Raw genomic sequence first — 16,387 nt, 5'->3', positions numbered from 1 at the left:
CACGGGGGTCTCGGTGCCCTCGACGGGTGCTGCGGGCGGGCGGGATTCGTCCTCGGTGCGGCCGGGTTTCAGTGCGCGGATGCGTCGTCGGTGGCGCTCGTAGTTGCCAGCGGTGGGAGGTCGGCGAACAGTCGGTCGGCCAGCTCGTTGGGGGTGACGCCGAGGGCAGATGCGATCGGGCGGATGTCATCGGAGGTGAGCGGCACCCGGCCCGAGGTGCGGTGCTGTACCCACTGCGGATTGTGGCCCAGCGCGTCGGCGAGGGCGCGCCCGCTGACCCGATGGCGGGCCATCTCGGCGCGGAGTGACGCGGCGATCACGGCTCGGCCCTCGTCATCACGCATCGGCTTCGGAGGCATTGCCTGAGTGTATGCGAAGAATCATCTGATCAGCGTTGATGGAGCTGTTTCTGGGTGGTTAAATCACAGAAGTGCGGGTGATTTAATCATTCATTAGTGACGGCTGTCAGGGAGAGTTCCATGAAGAAGCTTCTGTTAACGATCGCGGCTGCGTCCGCAGTGGTGGCGGGCATCGTGGTCGGGGCCGGTCCGGCCGCTGCCGACTGCCACACGACTTTCGATCCCAGTACCAACAAGGTCGTGTTCTGCAGCCCCGGCACCTCCGGATCGACATCGAACGACAGGATCGCCCCGACGGTCCGGGGTCCGGCGCTCGATCACGGGCATCACGATCACGATCACGACTACAGCTCGGACTTTCATCAGTCCTGAGCCGTGGGGGCGCTCGGTTCACCGTGGGCGGTAGAAGCCCTCGAAGACGTCGCTGCGGTTGGTGGTGCGCACCGGGGACACCTGCACCGGATCTCCGGCCTCCACCATCTGACCATTCCCGATATACATCGCGACGTGGCCTGACCAGACCGCGAGGTCGCCGGGTAGCAGTTGCTCCCGGGAGACGCGGACACCGGCGGTGTCCTGATCCTGGGCGAGGCGTGGAAGTTCCACGCCGGCTTGGTGATAGGCCCACTTGGTGAGGCCGCTGCAGTCGAAGCCGTTGGGGGTCGTCCCGCCCCACAGATAGGGCACCCCTCGCTGTGACAGGGCTGCGCGCACGGCGGTGGCGGCCCGTTCGTCCGGTGCGTACGCGAGCGAACCGTCGGGAAGCCTGATCGGGATACGTCCATCGGCAGGGTCCGGGTGCTGCTCGCCGACGGTCACGGCGGCCGGTGCGATATGCCGGGCGAGTTGGGCCACCCGCGCGGTATCGGCCGTCAGATCGTGCTGGGTGCGTGCCACGATCTGCGCGCCGCGACCGACATGATCGAGGGCGACCGGCAGGATCACCGCAAGTCCGGCGGGCTGCCACAGCATCGGGCCGAGGGCGATGGCGGCCTTCTCGAACGAATCGACCAGGGCGCTCAGCTGGGTGGCGGCGACCTTGACCTTGCGGCTCGCATCGTCGACGATCCGCGCGAATTCGGTTCCGCCCGCGCCGATCCTCGACATCTCCCGATCGGTGGCCGCCACCGCGGCGGCCGTACCATCCGCGCCGTGACCGCGCCAGTCGCCATCCAGATTCCCGAGTGCGGCGCGGGACCCGTTGCGGATCTGTTCCAGCCGAGAACTGGTATGGCCGATCTGCTCGGCGGCATTGCCGGGCGGGAGAACTCCGGTGCCCAGTGTCGTGAGCAGGATGCGCAGCGGTTCGATGAGCGCGGCCACGGCGATCATCGGACGCTCCGGCCGGCGCCCTCGCTGTGTAGCCGTGCGGCACAGTCGCAGTCGCCGTCGCGGTAGTCGGTGTCGGCGGCCACGGTTCTCGCCGCGGTCTGCGACTGCCGGTGGCGGACGGATTCGAGGGACTGGGTGTGCACCTCGATCAGATGCGCGACCGCGGAGAGGAATTCCAGGCCGATGAGGCCGAAGGTCACTGCGAGATCGCCGACTGCGGTCCGTTGCCGGGCGGCGTCATCTCCGACATCGTCGGCGTCGGATCGAGTGGATGCGGCGAAACGCCGGAGGCTGGGGGAATCGACGGTCAACTGGCTCATGCAGAAGTTGACGCAGGGGACCGCGTTCCGGTTCCGTCGCGATGCAGCGCTGCCCCGGCGGGCGCCTTAGGCTGAACGGCATGGAATGCCTCGTCGTCGAACATCCCCTGGCCGCCGCCCGACTGACCACCATGCGTGACGAGACCACCGGCAACGCCGGATTCCGCGCGGCGCTGTCGGACCTCACCCAGATGCTGGTCTACGAGGCGCTGGCCGGTGCGCCGACCGCCGACGTCGCGATTCGCACCCCCCTGACCGAGGTGACCGGTGCGCAACTGGCCAAACCTCCACTGCTGGTGCCCGTCCTGCGGGCGGGACTCGGAATGGTCGAGCAGGCCCACGCGATGGTCCCGGAGTCACTGGTCGGGTTCGTCGGCGTGGCGCGCGACGAGGCCACCGCGCAGCCGGTGCCCTACCTGGAATCGCTGCCCGCCGATCTGTCCGAAATCCCGGTCTTCGTCCTGGATCCGATGTTGGCCACGGGTGGCTCGATGTTGCACACGGTGGAACTGCTGGTGGCGCGCGGTGCGACGGATATCACCGTGGTCTGCGTCGTCGCCGCACCGCAGGGTGTTGCCGCACTGGAGAACTCCGGTCATCCCGTTCGGCTCGTGGTGGCCGCGGTCGATGACGGACTCAACGAGCATTCCTACATCGTGCCGGGGCTCGGCGATGCGGGGGACCGTCAGTTCGGCCCGCGCTGATCGGCTGACACCACGGGGTCGTCGCCGGCGACCGCGGTCCAGCGGCCGGCCCGTCGGGTGACGATCACCCGATGATCGAAACAGGTGCTGATCGTCGCCGATGTCAGCGCATCCCCGACCGGACCGGAAGCCACCGTCGTGCCTTCGCGCAGCAGCAGAGCGTGGGTGGTGCTCGCAGGCAGATCTTCGAGGTGATGGGTCACCAGGACGGTGGCAAGATCGGCGACGTCACGGCGCAACTGGTCGATGCCGGCGAGGAGTCGTTCGCGAGCAGCGAGATCGAGTCCGGTCGCGGGCTCGTCGAGCAGCAGCAATGCCGGCTCGGGCATGAGTGCGCGGGCGATCAGGGTGCGCCCGCGCTCGCCTTGACTCATGAACGGCCACAGCGAATCCCGTCGATCGGTCATCCCCAGCAGGGCGAGTAGGTCGTCGGCGCGGGCGTGTTCGTCGGGCCGGTAGTCGTGGCGCTGGTCGAGTTCGGGGGTGTTGGTCAGGCCGGTCAGCACGACCTGGTGTGCGCTCAGCGGCCGGTCGATGCGCCAGCGCGGATCGACATGGCCGATATGGGTTCGGAGTTCGCGCATGTCCACGCGGCCGAGCCGACGGCCGAGCACGTCGACGGTGCCCCGCGTCGGATGTTCTCGGGCACCGAGCATGGCCATCAGCGTCGACTTTCCCGCACCGTTGGGACCCAGGAGTGCCCAGTGCTCGCCGGGGTGGACGGTCAGGCTGACGTCGTCGAGGAGCAGACGCCCGGACCGCACGACGTCGATGTGGGCGGCATGGAGTACGGAACCGATCGGTGGCCGGGTCACGGAGCCGCCCAGAAGGCGCGCATCGGCTGGCTGGATACCAGGCCGCCCGACGCATCGGTGATGATCAGGGCGGTCGGCGACACCGTGTAGGTGGTGCCGTCACCGTTGCGCGCGATGAAGGTGTTGCCTGCGCGGGTCGGGTAGTCGAGTTCGATCGGGCCGGGTCCGGATACCGCCTTGTAGTACCAGCGCCCGGCCTGGGTGCCGACCTGGCAGACGATCATCTGGGAGGTCCCCGTGTCGGCGACCATGATCAGTGGATCCTCGGTCACGTTGCATCGTGGGCCGCTGATGAAGCCACCGACGTCGGTGCCCGGCACGTCCGGGGTCGGCGGCGACGGCCGGGTCGTGTCGGACGGGGTTGTCCCAGAAGGTGTTGTCCCAGAAGGCGTTACGCCAGAAGGCGTGGTATCGGTGGGGCCGGAACCGCCCGCACTGGAACCGGAGGGTGCGGGTGCGCTCGGGGACGGCGACGATGTCGAGGTGGCGGAGGGGGCGGCGGCGGAATCGGAGTCCGAATCCTGTTCGGGGATGAGCACAATCGCGGCCAGGACACCGGCGATCACCACCAGGATGCCGGCCACCATGGCCACCAGGACCGGTGGCGACGACCATGGTGACCGCGGCGCCGGTGGCGGATTCGGATGCGGACCGTTCGGTGGAAAACCGCCCCCCACAGGCGGGTACGACATCAGATCTCCTCGATGATCTGCGCGAGCAGCTGTCCCATGCGGGCCGCCGAATTCTGCCCGACTTCGAGGACCTCGGCGTGGCTCAGCGGCTCGCCGGTCATCCCGGCAGCCAGGTTGGTGACCAGCGACATTCCCAGCACCTGGAGTCCTGCGGCGCGCGCGGCGATCGTCTCGTGCACCGTCGACATGCCAACCAGATCCGCTCCCAGCGTGCGCAGCATCCGGATTTCGGCAGGCGTCTCGTAGTGCGGGCCGGGCAGGCCCGCGTACACGCCGTCGGCGAGGTCGGGATCGACGCCGCGCGCGATGTCCCGCAGCCGAGGCGAGTAGGCGTCCACAAGGTCGACGAATTGCGCGCCGACCAGCGGCGAACGAGCCGTGAGGTTCAGGTGGTCGGCGATCAGAACCGGCTGTCCGACGGACATGTCGGCGCGCAGGCCACCGGCCGCATTCGTCAGCACCACGGTGCGGGCACCCGCGGCCGCGGCCGTCCGCACGGGATGGACGACCCGCGCGAGGTGGTGGCCCTCGTAGGCGTGGATGCGTCCGAGCAGGATGAGTACACGGCGGTCACCGATCCGTACCGAATGGACGACGCCACCGTGCCCGGCCGCCTTCGGTGGGGTGAAGCCGGGCAGGGCGGCCATCGGTATCGAGGCGATGGGAGTGCCGAAGGCGGCCGCGGCCGGTGCCCAGCCCGATCCCAGTACGACCGCGACATCATGGGCGGCGGAATCGGTCTCGGCGGCGATGGTGGCGGCTGCGGCGATGGCGGCGGCGTCGGCATCGGCGGTGGGATCCATGGCACAACCCTAGGTGAGGAGTACGGCCGGACGCTGCCCGTCCGGCGTCGGCGGGTCTCCGAGGCGATAAGGTCGCAGCATGCCATTTCTGAATGCGAACGGTGACGTGACCGAGCTCTATCTCGGCACGCAGGGCGTCGAACTGGACGAGACGAATCCGGAGAACCGATTCCAGGTGGCGATGCTCGATGTCGTCGACGGCCTGCTGGATGAGTCCGCGGTCGCCGGTAAGCCGCTGATCATCACCGCGACCGGCAAATTCTTCACCAACGGCCTCGACACCGACTTCATCTTTGCCAACCCCGCCGGCCTCCCCGGATATCTGGATCGGGTGCATGCGCTGTACGCCAAGGTACTGACGCTGCCGGTGCCGACGATCGTCGCGATCAACGGACACGCCTTCGGTGCGGGTGCGATGCTGGCCTTGTGCGCCGACTACGCGGTGATGCGGACCGAGCGCGGCTTCTGGTCCCTGCCAGAGGCCGCGTTGAACATGCCGTTCACCCGGGGGATGGCAGCCCTCGTCCGGACCAGGCTCACCGACGCGATCGCGACCGAGGCGATGCTGACCAGCCGACGGTACGGTGCTGCCGACGCCCTCGCCGCAGGGATCGTGCAGGAGGCGGTGTCGGCAGAGGAATTGCTGCCCCGCGCCACCGAGATCGCGACCGGACGTGCCGGTCTGGCCGGGGCGAACCTCGGCGTGATCAAACGCGGTCTGCGGCAACCGCTGCTCGACGATCTGGCCGTGCTGACGCCGGCGACCTTGCTCTGAGTCGAAATCGCAGGTGAGACATGATTATCGACGATTGGCTGGCCGCCCACACCAACGACCTGGTCGCCTTGCGGCGAGAGATTCACGCCTATCCTGAACTCTCCCGGCAGGAAGTGCGTACCACCGAACTGGTGATGAGTCGTCTCGCCGCGGCGGGTTTGCAGCCGCGTCGGCTGCCGTTGGGTACCGGCGTCGTCTGCGATCTCGGACCCACCGACGGTCCCCGGATCGGATTGCGTGCCGACATGGACGCCCTGCCCATCGTCGAGCACACCGGACTCGCCTTCACCTCCACGGTCGAGGGCGCCTCGCATTCCTGCGGGCACGACGCGCACACCGCGATCCTGATCGCCGTCGGCGAGTTGCTGGCCTCGGTGCCCGAACTCCCCGTCGGTGTCCGGCTGATCTTCCAGGCCGCCGAAGAGGTAATGCCCGGCGGCGCACTCGACGCGATCGACGCCGGTGTCACCACCGGACTCGGGCGCATCTTCGCGCTGCACTGTGACCCGCGGCTGCCGGTAGGCACGGTTGGTCTGCGGTCGGGACCGCTGACCTCGGCCGCAGATCACATCGACCTGCAGTTGCATTCGGCAGGCGGACACACATCGCGACCGCATCTCACCGCCGATCTCATCTACGCGATGGGCACGGTCATCACCGGGCTGCCCGGAATACTGTCCCGCCGGGTTGATCCGCGGTCGGGCACGGTGATGGTGTGGGGTGCCGCGCACGCAGGTAGTGCCCCGAACGCGATTCCGCAGGAAGGGCGGCTGCGTGGGACGGTGCGTACCGGTGACCACAGCATGTGGGCGTCGATGGAACCGTTGGTGCGCAGCATCATCGGCGAATTGGTCGCGCCGGTCGGCGTGCGCTACGACCTGTCCTACTTCCGCGGTGTTCCGCCGGTCGTCAACGACGAGGCCAGCATCGAGATGCTGATCCGGTCGGTGTCGGCCATCGGCCCGGAGGCGATCGCCGATACCCCGCAGTCGCCGGGCGGAGAGGATTTCTCCTGGTACCTCGAGCATGTGCCGGGCGCGATGGGTCGGCTGGGCGTGTGGGACGGTATCGGGCCGCAGGTCGACCTGCACTCACCGAACTTCGACATCGATGAACGTGCGCTCACGGTCGGGGTCCGCACCTTCGCCGGGCTGATCCTCGACCCGCATCAGGTGAACCCGCATCACGTGAACCCGTAGCGGGTCGACTCAGGGTTCGATCGGGCCCGGCCCGGGGCCGACGTTGCGGGCCTCACGCAGCCGCAGGTCCTGCACGTAGTCGGCGGGCGCGCCGGCGATCTCGGCGGCATCGGCCATCACACCCAGGTAGCGAGCCGAGGGCAACCCGCCTTCGAAGGCGTCGAGGACATAGAGCCACGCCAGTACCGGGCCGTCGGCGGTCTGCACACGCGCGCGGATCTTGCGATGGATGCCGAGTTCGGATCCCTCCCAGCGGTCGAGGGTGTCCTCGTCCTCATCGGGCACGTCGTAGAGCACGACGAATACCCGCGATTGCTCGTCGTCGCCGTCGGGTACGACGGTCGCCAGCGAGCCCTCCCAGCCGATGTCCCCGCCGCCGAAGGTCAACCGCCAGCCGTGCAACCATCCGGTTCCCGACATCGGTGAGTGCGGTGCGCGCTCGGCCATCTGGTCTGGATGCATATTCGAACCGTAGGCAGCGTATATCGGCATTGGCGCCTGTGACCTGCACTTTCTCAACCTGTGGTGGCCGGGTGGGCACACTCGCCCGACCACCGTGACCGGACTCTGACGATCGTATTACGCCGCGCGTAACAGTGCGGACGGACATGATGATGTGTTGCACACTCCACCGGCCCGTGCCGACGATCGTCACCTGCGGGCCTACCCTGGTACCCGGGCATACGACGGGGACAGGCGAAAACAGAGGAGTGATCGTGACCAGGATCGTCATCATCGGCGGAGGGCCCGCGGGCTACGAGGCGGCGCTGGCGGCAGCAGCGTACGGAGCCGAGATCACCCTGATCGACTGTGACGGCATCGGTGGTGCCTGCGTGCTCTGGGATTGCGTCCCGTCGAAGACCTTCATCGCGTCCACCGGTATTCGCACCGAGGTGCGTCGAGCCGTCGACCTCGGTATCAACCTGAGGACCGATGACGCTCTCGTGACGTTGCCGCAGATCCATCAGCGCGTTCGCGACCTGGCCTTCGCCCAGTCCGCCGACATTCGCTCGAGGCTGGTCAGCGAGGGGGTGCGGCTGGTATCGGGCCGCGCGGCACTCGAACCTCGCCAGCTGGGTGTGTCCACCCACGGGGTCGTCGCGACCCTCGCCGACGGCACCACCGAACGCTACGAGGGCGACGTGGTGCTGCTGGCCAGCGGCGCCTCACCCCGTGTGCTGCCCGACGCCCGGCCCGACGGCGAACGCATCCTGAACTGGCGCCAGCTCTACGATCTCGAGGAGCTGCCCGAACATCTGATCGTCATCGGCTCCGGCGTCACCGGCGCCGAATTCGTGCACGCCTATACCGAACTCGGCGTCAAGGTCACCCTGGTGTCCAGCCGGGACCGGGTGTTGCCGCATGAGGACGAGGATGCGGCGCTGGTCCTGGAGGAGGCCCTCGCCGAACGCGGCGTGACGTTGATCAAACACGCCCGCGCCGACAAGGTCGAGCGTCAGGGGGACTCGGTGGTCGCCTTCCTGGCCGACGGTTCGACCGTGACCGGTTCGCACGTCCTGATGACCGTCGGGTCGGTGCCCAACACCGACACCCTCGGTCTGGAGACCGCCGGTGTGGAGACCGACCGGGGTGGCTACATCAACGTGGATCGGGTGTCGCGGACCTCGGTACCGGGCGTCTACGCGGCAGGCGACTGCACCGGTCTCTTCCCGCTCGCCTCCGTCGCCGCGATGCAGGGACGGATCGCGATGTACCACGCCCTCGGCGAGGGGGTCAGCCCGATCAAGCTGAAAACCGTCGCATCGGCGATCTTCACCCGACCGGAGATCGCGACGGTCGGCGTCTCGCAGAAGTCGATCGACTCCGGGGAATACCCGGCGCGAACCGTGATGCTGCCGTTGTCGACCAACCCGCGGGCGAAGATGAGCGGGCTGCGGCGTGGCTTCGTCAAGATCTTCTGCCGTCCGGCGACCGGCGTGGTCATCGGTGGTGTGGTGGTCGCGCCGACGGCCTCCGAGCTGATTCTGCCGATCGCGATCGCGGTGCAGAACAAGCTGACGGTCGGTGATCTGGCGCAGACGCTGTCGGTGTATCCGTCGCTGTCGGGATCGGTGACCGAGGCGGCTCGTCAGTTGGTCCGCCACGACGACCTCGACTAGTTGCCCCGTACCTGTGGACAACTCTGCGTGAACGGCGTCCGCGAGGCGTGCGCGGGGTAAGGTCACCCACCAGGCGTCGACACAGGGGATCGGTCCGCGCCGGATGGGGAGGGCGATGACGAACCCGGGCGCAGGTGTCGGCGATCTGTACGGTTCAGCGGGGCGGTGTCCGTCGCCATCGGCCTCGACCACGGACTGGTCGGCGCTGTCGCTCGCCGAGATCCTCGGCATCCTCGGTTCGATGCAGGACGGGAACGTTGCCGGCGATATCGCCGCCATTCGGACGGCGATCGCGCGTGTCCGCCGCGCCATGGGCCGGCTCAACGGTGAATTCGGCTCCGACCTGATGACCGGCGGCGCCCCCGACGCCGGGGTCGCCGCCGCACATAGGTTGAGCACCGCGATGTCGACGGGGCTGGCCGGCGCGGACGCCGCTGCTGCCGCAATGGACTCCGGCCGCGGAACGATTGCGGCGACAAGGGCTTTCGAACCAGAGATGCGACGGCTGCAGCAGCATGTCCGCACACATCCCGAGGATGTTCCGCTCGTGCGTTCGCAGGTGCAGTCGATGATGCTGGGCACCTACAGTCGGCCGATGAACGACGCCGCCGACTCGCTGCCCGACGCCGTCCTCACGCCGGATGAGCTGGTGGCGACCGACGATGCCGGTAGCGGAACGTCGGGGGCTGGTGGTGATCGCGACGCTGACGGCACCCGTCGCCAGGCCGGTGGTTCGGCCGGCGCCGGTGATCTCGGACCGTCGGGTCCGTCGCCGGCCGGCACTCCCAGTACCGTGCAGCCGACGAACGCCGCGGCGGCCACGTCCGGATCCGGTCCGTCGTCGGGGGCCGGTGCCCCGTCGGGTAGCGGCGGTGACCGGCGGACGGCGTCCGGTGACGGGCCGTCGGGGTTGCGCCGCGCAGGACTGGGTACGGCCGACGTCGGGACGCGCGCGGCCGCCCTGGAGGGGCGTGGCGGCGCCGGACCGCGTCCGGGATCGGAAGCGTCGACAGATCCGGGTGGTGTCCCGGCCGGGCCGAGGCCACTGACCCCGCCGATGCTGACCGGCGTGGCGCCACCGACGCCGTCGACACCGGGGGCGGCGACGGGTGCGGGCCAGCGACCCGTCGGCCCGGGTACGGTGCCGCCGGGCGGCGCGCGCCAGCAGTCCCGCGACCGGAAACATGTACCGGCGCACTACATGCACACTGCCGAGCACGGTCGGGAGATCGTCGGCAGCCTGCCGCTGGTCGGTCCTCCGGTGCTCGGTGACTGGTCACCGCAGGCGAGTCCGGCGTCCGATGATTCGGTCCGCGGGGGATCGGTTGGCGGCGGCCCGGTCACCGAGACTGGATCAGCCGATGGTGCCGGGCGGGGCGTCGACGCACAGCGGCCGGCGCGGGACGGAAACCGTGCACCGCATTGACCGACTGCCCGGCGGGGTGGCGCAACTCGTCGACGCGGTCGCCGACACCGACATACCGGCGGTGCTGGCCCGACTTGCCGCATCCGTCGTCGACGCCTGCGGGCTCGACTCGCCGGAGGCCATGGAGGTGCTGACCCAGTTCCGCGAACGGGGGGCGGCCTCGGAATCTGCACTGGCGCAGCTACGTACGGCGATGGCAGCCCTCGACCTCGAGGCTTTCGTCAGCCAGCGTCGCGCCGACCGCGACGCGCAGCGGGACAACTTCCGTCGCGCGCGGGCACTGGATTGCCTGCAACTGTCGGCCGGATCGCTCGGACAGGCTCCGCGGGCGCTGTTGCGCGACGCCGCCTACGAGGCGTCCGCCGCGCTGGGGGGAACGGCGGGCGTGGTCGCGGTCGTCGCCGACTTCGTGGCCTGAGGATCGAGCCGTCTGGTGTGGCGTGGGGCATATTCGGTTTCGTGGTGGAGTCGGCCTTGGGTACTCTGGATGTCAGCGACTGGCGTGGCCGGAGACAACCGGCGTGGAGCAAAGAACGAGACATCGTCCGCCTGGGTGTCCCACCGCAGATCTCGACCGAGATCGCCAGGAGGGACGTCATGGGTCGCACATCAACTGATCGTCACGCGGGGGGTCCGCGCCCGCACATCGTTATCATCGGCTCGGGATTCGGCGGCCTCACGGCTGCCCGGCAGTTCGCCAAGGCCGACGTCGACGTCACCGTGATCGCCCGTACCACCCACCATCTGTTCCAGCCGATGCTCTATCAGGTCGCGACCGGACTGGTGTCGGAAGGGCAGATCGCGCCGCCCCTGCGGGTTATCCTGCGCAAGCAGAACAATGTGAATGTTGTTCTGGGTGAAGTTGATTCGATAGACATCACCGCCCGAACGGTCACCTCACAGCTGCTCGGTCGGGACACCGTGATCGCCTACGACAATCTGATCGTCGCCGCCGGAGCCGACCAGTCCTACTTCGGCAACGACCATTTTGCCGAGTTCGCACCCGGCCTCAAGACGATCGACGATGCGCTGGAACTGCGCGGTCGCATTCTCGGAGCCTTCGAACAGGCCGAGTTGTCCGACGACCCGGCCGAACGTGCACGGTTGATGACCTTCGTGGTGATCGGGGCTGGGGCGACCGGCGTGGAGATGGCCGGACAGATCGCTGAGATGGCGCGCAAGACGCTGGCCGGGACCTTTCGCAACATCGATTCGGCCGACGCCCGGGTCGTGCTGGTCGATGCTGCCACCGCGGTGCTGCCGCCCTACGGCGGAAAGCTCAGTGCGGCTGCCGCACAACGCCTGGAGAAGATCGGGGTGGAGGTCCAGCTCGGCGCGATGGTGGTCGACATGGACTATGACGGTCTGGCCGTCAAGGATGCCGACGGCACCGTGCGACGGATCGAGAGCCAGTGCAAGATCTGGTCGGCAGGCGTCGCGGGCAATCCGCTCGGCCGCCAGCTCGCCGACCAGAGTGATGTCGAGCTCGACCGCGCCGGGCGGGTCCGCGTCGAACCGGATCTGTCGATTCCCGGTCATCCGGAGGTGTTCGTCGTCGGCGACATGATGGCCGTCGACGGTGTGCCCGGTATGGCGCAGGGCGCCATTCAGGGTGCGAAATATGCTGCGGGGGTGATCAAGTCGCGTCTCAAGGGCGACGACGCCGGGCGCGAGCCGTTCCAGTACTGGGACAAGGGGTCGATGGCCACCATCGCCCGCTACAGCGCGGTCGCCAAGATCCCGATTCCGGGCACCTCACGCAGTGTCGAGCTGGCCGGCTTCTTCGCCTGGATCGGTTGGCTGTTCCTGCACCTGATCTACCTGGTCGGGTTCCGCAACCGGCTGACCACCCTCATCGACTGGACGTTCGCGTTCACCAGTCGTAACCGCACTCAGCTGGCGGTGACCGAACAGCAGGTCTTCGCCCGCAACGCGATCGATCGGCTGGAGGTCCTCGAACGCGACGACGAGGCCGCCTAGGCAGGGGACCGAACTCAGGCCAGGCCGAAGCTGTGCTCGACCGCGCGATTCCATCCGGCGTAGAGCCGGTCGCGATCGGTTTCGGGCATCGCCGGTGTCCACCGTTTGTCCTCCGCCCAGTTCGCGCGGATCTCGTCCTCGCTCTCCCAATAGCCGACCGCCAGTCCGGCGGCGTAGGCGGCACCGAGTGCGGTGGTCTCGTTGACCACCGGACGTACGACGGGCACGTCGAGGATGTCGGCCTGGAATTGCATGAGCAGTTCGTTGACCACCATCCCGCCGTCGACCTTGAGGGTCGACAACGGCACTCCCGAGTCCGCCTGCATGGCCTCGATGACCTCGCGCGTCTGAAAGGCGCTGGCCTCCAAGGCGGCCCGCGCCAGGTGTCCTTTGTTCACGAAGCGGGTCAGGCCGACGACGACACCACGCGCATCGGCACGCCAGCGCGGGGCGAAGAGTCCGGAGAAGGCGGGCACGAAATATGCGCCGCCGTTGTCGTCGACCGAGGCCGCGAGCGGTTCGATGTCCGCGGCGGAATCGATGAGACCGAGATTGTCGCGCAACCACTGGACGAGTGACCCGGTGACCGCGATCGATCCTTCGAGGGCGTAGCGGGCCGGCTGCTCGCCGATCCGGTAGCAGACGGTGGTGAGCAGGCCGTGGTCGCTGAACACCGGTTCGGTGCCGGTGTTGAGCAGCAGGAAGTTGCCGGTGCCATAGGTGTTCTTGGCCTCGCCGGGTGACAGGCAGGCCTGCCCGAAGGTGGCGGCCTGCTGATCGCCGAGAATGCCCGACAGTGCGACACCGGGCAGCGGACCGTGTTCGCGCAGTGGCCCGTAGACCTCGGCAGAACTGCGGATCTGCGGCAGCATCGCCATCGGGATGCCGATGGCGGCACAGATCTCGGGATCCCAGTCGAGGGTGCGGAGATCCATCAGCATGGTCCGGGAGGCGTTCGTGACGTCGGTGAGGTGCAGGCCGCCGTCGATACCGCCCGTCATATTCCAGGCGATCCAGGAATCCATGGTGCCGAAACACAATTCGCCTGCCTCGGCGCGCGCACGGGCACCGTCGACGTGGTCGAGGATCCACCGTGCCTTCGGCCCCGCGAAGTACGTGGACAGCGGAAGACCGGTGCGCCTCCGGTAACGGTCGGCGCCGGCGTCGCCCGCGAGTTCGGTGCACAGTTCGGCGGTACGGGTGTCCTGCCAGACGATCGCGTTGTGGATGGGCTGCCCGGTTGTGCGATCCCAGATGACGGTGGTCTCGCGCTGATTGGTGACACCGCAGGCCGCGATGTTCTCCGACTTCAGGTCCACGGCCGCCAGCGCGGCGGCGGCGACGCGCCGCGTGTTGCGCCAGATCTCGGCGGCGTCGTGTTCGACCCAGCCCGCCTGCGGGAAGATCTGCCGGTGTTCGAGTTGCTCGCAGCTCACCACTCGACCGTCATGGTCGAAGACCATCGCCCGGGTGGAGGTGGTGCCCTGGTCGATCGCCGCCACATACTGTTTCGCGCTGCCCACGCGGCCCATCCTCGCATGCGTGGACGCGTCAGCCGTGCGATCCGGCGCGGATCAATTACCCTCGGTAGACATGAACACCGAGTTCAACCCCGATCGACCTGCAGATATGGGACCGCTGTACCGCCAGGAAGCCTGGCGGCGCCTCGGTTCGGAACAGTTCGACATCGTGGTGATCGGCGGTGGTGTCGTCGGAGTGGGTGCGGCGCTGGATGCGGCGACCCGCGGTCTGCGGGTCGCGCTGGTCGAGGCGCGCGACATCGCCTCGGGCACCTCGAGCCGATCGTCGAAGATGTTCCACGGCGGCCTCCGCTATCTGGAGCAGCTGGAGTTCGGGCTGGTCCGCGAGGCACTGCGCGAACGTGAGCTGTCGCTGCGCTTCCTGGCGCCGCACCTGGTCAAACCGCTGCCCTTCCTGTATCCGCTGACCCAGCGCGTCTGGGAGCGGCCCTATATCGGCGCCGGACTCTTCCTCTACGACCGCATGGGCGGAGCGAAATCGGTTCCCGGGCAACGGCACGTCACCCGGTCGGGGGCGTTACGGGTGGCGCCGGCACTCAAGCGGGACTCGTTGATCGGTGGGATCCGGTATTACGACACCGTCGTCGACGACGCGCGGCACAGCCTGATGGTCGCCCGCACCGCGGCCAACTACGGTGCGGTGATCCGGACGTCGACGCAGGTCGTCGGCTTTCTCCGGGAGTCGGATCGGGTCCTCGGCGTGCGGGTCCGCGACAGCGAGAACGGCGATGAGACGCAGGTGCGCGCGCATTGCGTCATCAATGCGGCCGGGGTGTGGACCGACGAGGTGCAGGCACTGTCCAAGCAGCGTGGGCACTTCCGTGTCCGGGCCTCCAAGGGTGTGCACATCGTGGTGCCACGCGACCGCATCGTCAGCGAGACCGCGATCATCCTGCGGACCGCGAATTCCGTCCTCTTCGTGATCCCGTGGGAGACGCACTGGATCATCGGAACCACCGATACCGACTGGAATCTGGATCTCGCGCATCCGGCCGCGACCCGCGCCGACATCGACTACATCCTCGAGCGTGTCAACGAGGTCCTGGTCACCCAGCTCACCCATGACGACATCGAAGGCGTCTATGCGGGCTTGCGGCCCCTGCTGGCCGGTGAGGACGATCAGACGTCATCGTTGTCACGCGAGCATGCGGTCGCCACGGTCGCGCCTGGGCTGGTGTCCATCGCGGGCGGCAAATACACCACCTACCGAGTGATGGCCGCCGACGCGGTCGACGCCTGCGACGACTTCATCCCCACCCGGGTGGCACCCTCGATCACCGAACGAGTACCGCTGATCGGCGCCGACGGATATTTCGCCTTGATCAACCAGTGTGAACACCTCGGTCAGCGATTCGGGTTGCACCCCTACCGGATCCGGCGGCTGCTCAACCGGTACGGGTCGCTCATCGACGACGTTCTCTACTACGCCGACGAGGACGAATCCCTGCTACAACCGCTCGCAGCGGCGCCGCAGTACCTGCGTGTCGAAGTCGTCTACGCGGCCAAGGACGAAGCGGCCCTGCATCTCGAGGATGTCCTGGCCCGGCGCACCCGGATCGCTATCGAATACTCGCACCGCGGCGTCGACTGTGCACAGGAGGTCGCCGATCTGATGGCGCCCATTCTCGGCTGGAGTGCCGCGGAGGCCGACTTCGAAGTGGCCACCTACCGGGCGCGGGTGGAGGCCGAGATCGCCTCGCAACGCCAGCCCGACGACGATTCGGCCGACGCGCTGCGAGCCGCGGCACCCGAGGCCAGGCCACAGATCCTCGAACCGGTACCGGTCCCCGGCGACGGGTGAGAGGACCAAAGACACTGGCCTCACCAGCGGCGATGGGGGACACTGGGAGGTGGAAGGGAGTACGTCATGGTCGACAATCCGGTTAAGGTGCTGAGTTCGGAAGAGTCCTGGCAACGTCTCGCGGGTGCCGAACTCGGGCGTATCGCAACAAGTTTCGGTGGGCGGCCGGATATCTTTCCGGTCAATTTCCACGCCGACCCGTCGCGTATCCTGTTCCGGAGCGCCGAGGGCACCAAACTCTATGAGATTGCCGCCAACGAGCATGTGGCTTTCGAGGCCGACGGTCACGACGCCGAGGGTGGCTGGAGTGTGATCGCCAAAGGCACTGCGCATGTGCTCACCTCGCATCGCGAGATTGAAGCCGCCGACGAATTGCCTTTGCGTCCATGGATTCCCACCCACAAGTTCATCTACGTCCAGATCGACGTCTCCGAGATCAGCGGACGTGAGTTCATCTTCGGTGACGAACCCGCGCGCTACGGAATCGACTGGGCGCGGTAGGGCGGCCCGGCCGATCATC

At 68.0% G+C, this 16,387-nt stretch carries 18 protein-coding genes; 10 read left to right on the top strand and 8 right to left on the bottom strand.

Annotated elements, in window-relative coordinates:
* Positions 1 to 68 precede the first annotated feature (68 nt).
* A complete protein-coding gene (locus tag QSJ18_RS10420) occupies positions 69 to 359 on the bottom strand; it encodes a helix-turn-helix domain-containing protein (protein ID WP_286326323.1) in 291 nt (96 codons plus the stop codon).
* Between the two features lie 120 nt (positions 360 to 479).
* Here QSJ18_RS10420 and QSJ18_RS10415 point away from each other — a divergent pair, with 120 nt between their 5' ends.
* Entirely contained in the window at positions 480 to 731 is a 252-nt protein-coding gene (locus tag QSJ18_RS10415; protein ID WP_286326322.1) for a hypothetical protein, read from the top strand.
* An 18-nt stretch (positions 732 to 749) separates the two neighbouring features.
* Here QSJ18_RS10415 and QSJ18_RS10410 read toward each other — a convergent pair whose 3' ends face one another.
* Positions 750 to 1,691, bottom strand: a complete 942-nt coding sequence (locus QSJ18_RS10410; RefSeq protein WP_286326321.1) for a C40 family peptidase — start codon at positions 1,689 to 1,691, stop codon at positions 750 to 752.
* Positions 1,688 to 2,011, bottom strand: coding sequence for a type VII secretion target (locus tag QSJ18_RS10405; protein WP_286326320.1), 324 nt, complete (start codon positions 2,009 to 2,011; stop codon positions 1,688 to 1,690). The genes QSJ18_RS10410 and QSJ18_RS10405 overlap by 4 nt, the downstream gene beginning before the upstream one ends.
* A gap of 80 nt (positions 2,012 to 2,091) precedes the next feature.
* Here QSJ18_RS10405 and upp point away from each other — a divergent pair, with 80 nt between their 5' ends.
* A complete protein-coding gene (gene upp / locus QSJ18_RS10400; protein WP_286326319.1) occupies positions 2,092 to 2,715 on the top strand; it encodes a uracil phosphoribosyltransferase in 624 nt (207 codons plus the stop codon).
* Here upp and QSJ18_RS10395 read toward each other — a convergent pair.
* The 3 genes from QSJ18_RS10395 to QSJ18_RS10385 are packed head-to-tail and all read right to left on the bottom strand — an operon-like array spanning position 2,697 to position 5,025.
* The gene (locus tag QSJ18_RS10395) at positions 2,697 to 3,515 is read right to left on the bottom strand and encodes an ABC transporter ATP-binding protein (RefSeq protein ID WP_286326377.1); all 819 of its coding nucleotides are present in this window, start codon (positions 3,513 to 3,515) and stop codon (positions 2,697 to 2,699) included. The two genes, upp and QSJ18_RS10395, sit on opposite strands and share 19 nt — an antisense overlap.
* Positions 3,516 to 3,526: 11 nt before the next feature.
* Positions 3,527 to 4,222 (bottom strand): hypothetical protein, encoded by a 696-nt coding sequence (locus tag QSJ18_RS10390; RefSeq protein WP_286326318.1) that lies wholly within the window; start codon positions 4,220 to 4,222, stop codon positions 3,527 to 3,529.
* Positions 4,222 to 5,025 carry a purine-nucleoside phosphorylase gene (locus QSJ18_RS10385; RefSeq protein WP_286326317.1) on the bottom strand — a complete coding sequence of 268 codons (804 nt, stop codon included), beginning with the start codon at positions 5,023 to 5,025 and terminating at the stop codon, positions 4,222 to 4,224. Before QSJ18_RS10385 ends, QSJ18_RS10390 begins: the two co-directional genes overlap by 1 nt.
* 79 nt (positions 5,026 to 5,104) lie before the next feature.
* On the opposite strand from QSJ18_RS10385, the gene QSJ18_RS10380 reads away from it, so the two are divergent.
* Entirely contained in the window at positions 5,105 to 5,800 is a 696-nt protein-coding gene (locus tag QSJ18_RS10380; RefSeq protein WP_286326316.1) for an enoyl-CoA hydratase/isomerase family protein, read from the top strand.
* A 20-nt stretch (positions 5,801 to 5,820) separates the two neighbouring features.
* Positions 5,821 to 6,999, top strand: coding sequence for an amidohydrolase (locus tag QSJ18_RS10375; RefSeq protein ID WP_286326315.1), 1,179 nt, complete (start codon positions 5,821 to 5,823; stop codon positions 6,997 to 6,999).
* Between the two features lie 9 nt (positions 7,000 to 7,008).
* Here the strand turns inward: QSJ18_RS10375 and QSJ18_RS10370 are convergent, their stop codons facing one another.
* Positions 7,009 to 7,491, bottom strand: coding sequence for a gamma-glutamylcyclotransferase (locus tag QSJ18_RS10370; RefSeq protein WP_286326314.1), 483 nt, complete (start codon positions 7,489 to 7,491; stop codon positions 7,009 to 7,011).
* Between the two features lie 224 nt (positions 7,492 to 7,715).
* On the opposite strand from QSJ18_RS10370, the gene QSJ18_RS10365 reads away from it, so the two are divergent.
* The 4 genes from QSJ18_RS10365 (at position 7,716) to QSJ18_RS10350 (ending at position 12,525) form a co-directional block, all read left to right on the top strand.
* Positions 7,716 to 9,119, top strand: a complete 1,404-nt coding sequence (locus tag QSJ18_RS10365; RefSeq protein WP_286326313.1) for an NAD(P)H-quinone dehydrogenase — start codon at positions 7,716 to 7,718, stop codon at positions 9,117 to 9,119.
* A gap of 115 nt (positions 9,120 to 9,234) precedes the next feature.
* Complete coding sequence (locus QSJ18_RS10360; RefSeq protein WP_286326312.1) at positions 9,235 to 10,545, top strand: hypothetical protein; 1,311 nt, start codon at positions 9,235 to 9,237, stop codon at positions 10,543 to 10,545.
* Complete coding sequence (locus QSJ18_RS10355) at positions 10,532 to 10,963, top strand: hypothetical protein (RefSeq protein ID WP_286326311.1); 432 nt, start codon at positions 10,532 to 10,534, stop codon at positions 10,961 to 10,963. The genes QSJ18_RS10360 and QSJ18_RS10355 overlap by 14 nt, the downstream gene beginning before the upstream one ends.
* Before the next feature lie 179 nt (positions 10,964 to 11,142).
* Entirely contained in the window at positions 11,143 to 12,525 is a 1,383-nt protein-coding gene (locus tag QSJ18_RS10350) for an NAD(P)/FAD-dependent oxidoreductase (RefSeq protein ID WP_286326310.1), read from the top strand.
* Between the two features lie 14 nt (positions 12,526 to 12,539).
* Here the strand turns inward: QSJ18_RS10350 and glpK are convergent, their stop codons facing one another.
* Positions 12,540 to 14,027: a glycerol kinase GlpK gene (glpK, locus tag QSJ18_RS10345; protein ID WP_286326376.1), complete on the bottom strand. Its 1,488-nt coding sequence runs from the start codon at positions 14,025 to 14,027 to the stop codon at positions 12,540 to 12,542.
* Positions 14,028 to 14,118: 91 nt separating this feature from the next.
* Here glpK and glpD point away from each other — a divergent pair, with 91 nt between their 5' ends.
* On the top strand, positions 14,119 to 15,867 hold the full coding sequence (gene glpD / locus QSJ18_RS10340; RefSeq protein ID WP_286326309.1) for a glycerol-3-phosphate dehydrogenase: 1,749 nt from the start codon (positions 14,119 to 14,121) through the stop codon (positions 15,865 to 15,867).
* A 66-nt stretch (positions 15,868 to 15,933) separates the two neighbouring features.
* Positions 15,934 to 16,368, top strand: a complete 435-nt coding sequence (locus tag QSJ18_RS10335; RefSeq protein ID WP_286326308.1) for a pyridoxamine 5'-phosphate oxidase family protein — start codon at positions 15,934 to 15,936, stop codon at positions 16,366 to 16,368.
* Positions 16,369 to 16,387: the final 19 nt, after the last annotated feature.

The sequence above is a fragment of the Gordonia heveisoli genome (assembly GCF_030315745.1).
Classification (GTDB): domain Bacteria; phylum Actinomycetota; class Actinomycetes; order Mycobacteriales; family Mycobacteriaceae; genus Gordonia.
This window is presented reverse-complemented; position numbering and strand designations above follow the sequence as displayed.

Coding starts and splice junctions, on each gene's coding strand:
- QSJ18_RS10420 (WP_286326323.1), bottom strand. CDS start 359: ATGCCTCCGAAGCCGATGCGTGATGACGAGGGCCGAGCCGTGATCGCC.
- QSJ18_RS10415 (WP_286326322.1), top strand. CDS start 480: ATGAAGAAGCTTCTGTTAACGATCGCGGCTGCGTCCGCAGTGGTGGCG.
- QSJ18_RS10410 (WP_286326321.1), bottom strand. CDS start 1,691: ATGATCGCCGTGGCCGCGCTCATCGAACCGCTGCGCATCCTGCTCACG.
- QSJ18_RS10405 (WP_286326320.1), bottom strand. CDS start 2,011: ATGAGCCAGTTGACCGTCGATTCCCCCAGCCTCCGGCGTTTCGCCGCA.
- upp (WP_286326319.1), top strand. CDS start 2,092: ATGGAATGCCTCGTCGTCGAACATCCCCTGGCCGCCGCCCGACTGACC.
- QSJ18_RS10390 (WP_286326318.1), bottom strand. CDS start 4,222: ATGTCGTACCCGCCTGTGGGGGGCGGTTTTCCACCGAACGGTCCGCAT.
- QSJ18_RS10385 (WP_286326317.1), bottom strand. CDS start 5,025: ATGGATCCCACCGCCGATGCCGACGCCGCCGCCATCGCCGCAGCCGCC.
- QSJ18_RS10380 (WP_286326316.1), top strand. CDS start 5,105: ATGCCATTTCTGAATGCGAACGGTGACGTGACCGAGCTCTATCTCGGC.
- QSJ18_RS10375 (WP_286326315.1), top strand. CDS start 5,821: ATGATTATCGACGATTGGCTGGCCGCCCACACCAACGACCTGGTCGCC.
- QSJ18_RS10370 (WP_286326314.1), bottom strand. CDS start 7,491: ATGCCGATATACGCTGCCTACGGTTCGAATATGCATCCAGACCAGATG.
- QSJ18_RS10360 (WP_286326312.1), top strand. CDS start 9,235: ATGACGAACCCGGGCGCAGGTGTCGGCGATCTGTACGGTTCAGCGGGG.
- QSJ18_RS10350 (WP_286326310.1), top strand. CDS start 11,143: ATGGGTCGCACATCAACTGATCGTCACGCGGGGGGTCCGCGCCCGCAC.
- glpD (WP_286326309.1), top strand. CDS start 14,119: ATGAACACCGAGTTCAACCCCGATCGACCTGCAGATATGGGACCGCTG.
- QSJ18_RS10335 (WP_286326308.1), top strand. CDS start 15,934: ATGGTCGACAATCCGGTTAAGGTGCTGAGTTCGGAAGAGTCCTGGCAA.